Below are 4,954 nucleotides of genomic sequence, written 5' to 3' on the forward strand. Positions count from 1 at the left end.
TGGTCAGACAGTCGGCGACAGTCAGTGCACGAAGCGTGCTGCGCACGCGGGCCATGAAACCAGCCAGCTCCGGCGCCACGCCCTGATTGGCGCTCCACACCCTGCCCACCCGCGCCTTTGCGGGCACCGCCCGTCCGTGTTTGAGGGAAAAGACTGAACAGACCGTTGAGCATGCGAGCGCCGGCATGCTTCGTCGGTCTGTTCAGTCTTTTCCCCCCAACAAGAGCGGGTGGTGTTGAGCGTCGCGGCGGGTGGCGGGAGGGGCTGGGGGCGATTTCTGGGGCGACGAAGAAGAKYGGCTTCGGSGGTGGCGTGCGCAGCACGCTTCGTRRACYGACTCATCGSCACTGTTTGACCACAACGAACGAAGTGAGTGGAGGGAGTTTGCCGATGCACCCCCGAAGCCGATCTTCTTCGTGGAGTCGGCCCCCGGGCCGACCGCCCCGGCATGAGTCCCCAGCCCCTCCCGCCACCCGCCGCGACGCGACGCGCTACGCCTGCCAGACTCCGAACCCGGCCTCCCGCAGCGCGATGCCCAGCTCCACTTCCATGTCTCGCGCCCCGTCGTAGGGCATCGGGTTGTAGACCTCGTACAGCTTCGGCAACAAGCGCAGCCCATACGTCGTGACGAAGCGGTTCGCCTGGATGCCGGCCTTGTGCTTGTCGAAGCGCACGTCGGGGTCCAGCCCCGTCATGCCGACGTAGACGAAGGGCTTGCCCAGCTGGTAGTCGGGGTTCGCCTTGCGGAAGCTCGGCTCGTTCCACACCGGATCGGCCAGTTCCACCACGTAGACGCTGTAGTGATGCTTCGGCCGGCGCGGCATGTCCCGTCCGTCAGGCCGGCTTGCCGCGCGCCACCAGTTCGGCGTGGCGGGCGGCGTCGATGTTGCTGCCGCACATGACCAGGCCGACCTGCTTGCCGTCGAGGCGCTCTTTCAGCGGGCCGAACAACGCGGCCACCGCCGCGGCCGGGGCCGGCTCGACCGCCAGCTTCATGTCGATGAACAGATCGTGCATGCCGCGGCACATGTCGTCGTCGGACACGCGCACGATCTCGTCGACGAAGCGGCGGCACACGCCGTAGCTGTACGCCAGCGCATACGGTGCGCCCAGGCTGTCGGCGATCGTGTCGACGGCGTCGAGCTTCACCGGCTCGCCGGCCTGGAAGCTGCGGTACATCGCGTCGGCGCCGAGCGGCTCGACGCCGTAGACGCGGCAGTCCGGGTTGATCTGCTTGACGGCCGCGGCGATGCCCGAGATCAGCCCGCCGCCACCGACCGGCACCACCACCGCGTCGAGCTGCGGCACCTGCTGCATGAACTCCAGCCCGACCGTCGCGGTGCCCTGCGAGGTTCGCGGGCCGTCGAACGGATGGATCATCGTGCGGCCTTCGTCGGCCACCAGCGCCTGCGCACCGGCGAAGGCCTCGTGCACGTTGGCCACCAGCACGACCTTCGCGCCGAAGCCCTCGCAGGTGGCGATGCGCAGCGGGCTCGCATGTCGGGGCATCACGACCGTCGCGCTGGTGCCGGCGATGCGCGCCGCGTACGCGACCGCGATCGCGTGGTTGCCGGCACTCGCGGCGACGATGCCGCGCCGCTTCGCATCGGCATCCAGCGCCTCGATGCAGTTCAGCGCGCCGCGCAGCTTGAAGCTGCCGGTGGTCTGCAGCAGCTCGAGCTTCAGCCAGACCTCGGTCGCCGGTGCGAGCCGGGTCGCGACCGCACCGGTCTGCCAGCGCCACACGGGGGTTTCTCGCAGCTTGCCGGCCAGCCGGTCGGCGGTGGCGCGGATCTCGTTCAGAGAAGGGAAGGGCGTGTCGGGGTTCATGGAGACGGATTGTCCGCGCAAGCGATGCGGTGGCCGAGGGGCCGGGATAATGCGACGGATGACGAGCAGCACGAGCGACGGCGACAAATTCTTCAAGCGGCTGGCCGACAGCGTGGACGAGCACAGCTTCGTCAAGCTGGTGCTGGCCAAGTACCGCGGGCCCGAGCCCGACCTGCTGCGCGCCACGCTGCGCCGCATCCAGGTGCGCGATGCCGACACCCTCAGCTTCGTCTACACCTACCGCACGCGCGACGTGACCCGCAACATGCCGCTCGCCGAAGGCCTGCAAAGCCTGCGCGAACGAGCCACTGAACTGTTCGGCCACCTGCACCTGATGACCCGCAGCGAGGACGTGCAGCTGATGGTCAGCAAGAAGGGGCAGCAGACGCTGCGCGTGGCCGCCGTCGAACACGAGGCCGACGACGCGGCCGGCGCCCACGATCGCGAGAAGCACCGCTTCGTCGACATCGTCCGCCCGTTCCTGACCGACCTCGGCGTCACCACCCCGCAGCACCAGCTGGTGCCGGCGATGGCGCGCAAGTGGAAGCAGATCAACAAGTTCGTCGAGGTGCTCGACAGCGCGCTGAAGGCCTCGCCGCTGCGCGACGCGAAGGCCGTGCGCGTGCTCGACTTCGGCGCCGGCAAGGGCTACCTGACCTTCGCGATGCACGAGTACCTGCACGCGACGCGCGGCATGAACGCGCAGGTCACCGGCGTCGAGCTGCGCGAGGACATGGTGCGCCTGTGCAACGCCGCCGCGCAGCGCAACGGCATGGCCGGGCTCGCGTTCCGCCACGGCGACGTGCGCACCCATGCGCGCGAACCGGTCGACGTGATGATCGCGCTGCACGCTTGCGACATCGCCACCGACTACGCGATCGACATGGGCATCCGCGCCGGCGCATCCATCATCATGTGCTCGCCGTGCTGCCACAAGCAGATCCGACCGCAGCTGCTGAGCCCGCACCCGCTGCGGCCGATCCTGCAACACGGCATCCACCTCGGCCAGGAGGCCGAGATGCTGACCGACGGCCTGCGCGCGCTGCTGCTCGAATCGCAGGGCTACGACACCCAGGTGTTCGAGTTCGTCGCGCTGGAGCACACCAGCAAGAACAAGATGATCCTCGCGGTGAAGCGCGCGCAGCCCAAGCCGGTCGACGAGGTGCTGGCGCAGATCCGCGAGATCAAGGCCTTCTACGGCATCCGAGAACACTGCCTCGAGACACTGCTGGCCGCCGCCTGAGCGCTCAGGGCCCGGCCAGGATCAGGTCGGCCGCCTTCTCGGCGATCATGATCGTCGGCGCGTTCGTGTTGCCGCCGATCAGCGTCGGCATCACCGAGGCATCGACCACGCGCAAGCCCTGCAGCCCGTGCACGCGCAGCGACGGGTCGACCACCGCCATCGGGTCGGTGCCCATCCTGCAGGTGCCGCTCGGGTGGTAGATGGTGTCGGCGCGGTTGCGGATCACCTCGCGGATCTCGTGATCGCTTTCGACACCCGCCGTGAACAGGTCGCGCTTCAGGCGCGACGCGATCGCCGGCGCCTGCAGCAGGCGCTGCGTGAGCTTCCAACCCTCGACCAGCACCTCCAGGTCGTCGGGATCGTCGAAGTACTTCGGGTCGATCAGCGGCGCGTCGCGCACGTCGCCGCTGCGCACCAGCACCGTGCCGCGGCTGCGCGGCCGCAGCAGGCAGACATGGCACGACAGCCCGTGCCGCAGGTGCAGCTTGCGCGCGTGGTCGTCGACCAGCGCGACGACGAAATGCAGCTGCACGTCGGGTGCCGGCGACTCCGGCGACACCCGCAGGAAGCCGCCGCCCTCGGCGAAGTTGCTGGTCAGCAGGCCGCTGCGCTCGCGCCGCCAGCGGATGTACTCGCGCAGCGCGTTGAGGCTGCCGGCCGGCGAGAAGCCGAACAGCGCGGTGTCGGGCACGCGGTAGCCGAACGTGAAGTCGATGTGGTCCTGCAGGTTGCGGCCGACGCCCGGCAGGTGGTGCTTCAGGTGGATGCCGGTGCGCTGCAGGAAGGCGCCGTCGCCGACGCCCGACACCTGCAGCAGCTGCGGCGTCTGCAGCGCACCGGCACACAGGATCACCTCGCGTCGCGCCATCAGCCGCTCGACGTGACGGCCGCGCGCCATCTCGATGCCGATGGCGCGCTTGCCGTCGAACAGCACGCGCAGCGTCTGCGCCTTTGTCAGCACGTGCAGGTTGTCGCGGGTGCCCATCACCGGGTGCAGGTAGGCGCGGGCGGCGCTCCAGCGTTCGCCGCGGTGCTGGGTGACCTGGTAGATGCCGATGCCGTCCTGGCTCGCACCGTTGAAGTCGTCGTTCAGCGCGAAGCCGGCCTCGCGTGCCGCCTGCAACCAGACCTGCTGCCACGGGTTCGCGCTGCGCAGCTCGCCGACGTGCAGCGGGCCGCCCTGGCCGTGGAACTCGTCGTGCAGGCGCTCGTTGTTCTCGGCCTTCCTGAAATACGGCAGCACCTCGTCGTAGGACCAGCCCGGGTTGCCGAGCGCGGCCCAGTGGTCGTAGTCGCTGCGGTGCCCGCGGGTGTAGATCATCGCGTTGATCGCCGACGAGCCGCCCAGCGCCTTGCCGCGCGGCTGGTAGCCGCGGCGGCCGTTCAGGCCCGGTTGCGGCACGGTCTCGAAGGCCCAGTTGTTGAGCCGCGTCGGCAGCATCGTGACCGCGCCGACCGGCATCTCGATCAACGCGCCGCGGCCCTCGCCGCCGGCCTCGATCAGCGCGACCGTGGTCGACGGGTCGGCACTGAGCCGGTTCGCGAGCACGCAGCCGGCCGAGCCGCCGCCGACGATCAGGTAATCGACCTCTCCCGTCATGCGGCCTCCGTGTTCTTCAGATGAGGCTGTGGCCGAACTGCGGGGCGCCCGGCAGCATCAGGTCCTCGATTGTCGGCAGGCCGCCGAGCAGCATCGGCGTCCAGTGCTCGGCCGGCGCCGGCGCATGGAACAGGAAGCCCTGGTAGGCGTCGACGCCCAGCATCTGCAGGAAGCGCAGCTGCGCGCCGCGCTCGACCCCTTCGGCCACCACCTGCAGGTGCAGGTTGTTGGCCAGCGTGACGATCGAGCGCACGATGCGCTCGCGCCGCGCATTGCCCGGC

At 69.6% G+C, this 4,954-nt stretch carries 6 protein-coding genes; 1 reads left to right on the forward strand and 5 read right to left on the reverse strand.

Annotated elements, in window-relative coordinates; genetic code table 11:
* The 3 genes from AC1D01_RS20545 to AC1D01_RS20555 form a co-directional block, all read right to left on the reverse strand.
* Positions 1–187: hypothetical protein (locus AC1D01_RS20545; RefSeq protein WP_477869537.1), on the reverse strand; the 187-nt coding region annotated here is incomplete at its 3' end.
* Positions 188–491: 304 nt separating this feature from the next.
* Positions 492–824, reverse strand: coding sequence for a hypothetical protein (locus AC1D01_RS20550; RefSeq protein WP_477869539.1), 333 nt, complete (start codon positions 822–824; stop codon positions 492–494).
* 10 nt (positions 825–834) lie between these two features.
* Positions 835–1,830, reverse strand: a complete 996-nt coding sequence (locus tag AC1D01_RS20555; RefSeq protein ID WP_477869541.1) for a threonine ammonia-lyase — start codon at positions 1,828–1,830, stop codon at positions 835–837.
* Positions 1,831–1,888: 58 nt separating this feature from the next.
* Here AC1D01_RS20555 and AC1D01_RS20560 point away from each other — a divergent pair, with 58 nt between their 5' ends.
* Positions 1,889–3,073, forward strand: coding sequence for a class I SAM-dependent methyltransferase (locus AC1D01_RS20560; protein ID WP_477869543.1), 1,185 nt, complete (start codon positions 1,889–1,891; stop codon positions 3,071–3,073).
* A gap of 4 nt (positions 3,074–3,077) precedes the next feature.
* Here the strand turns inward: AC1D01_RS20560 and AC1D01_RS20565 are convergent, their stop codons facing one another.
* Together AC1D01_RS20565 and AC1D01_RS20570 are read right to left on the reverse strand one after the other, a co-directional pair.
* Positions 3,078–4,673: a GMC family oxidoreductase gene (locus AC1D01_RS20565; protein WP_477869545.1), complete on the reverse strand. Its 1,596-nt coding sequence runs from the start codon at positions 4,671–4,673 to the stop codon at positions 3,078–3,080.
* A 16-nt stretch (positions 4,674–4,689) separates the two neighbouring features.
* The coding region (locus tag AC1D01_RS20570) for an EAL domain-containing protein (protein WP_477869547.1) at positions 4,690–4,954 on the reverse strand (265 nt) is incomplete at its 5' end.

It is taken from the genome of Rhizobacter sp. P3_B12 (assembly GCF_056402895.1).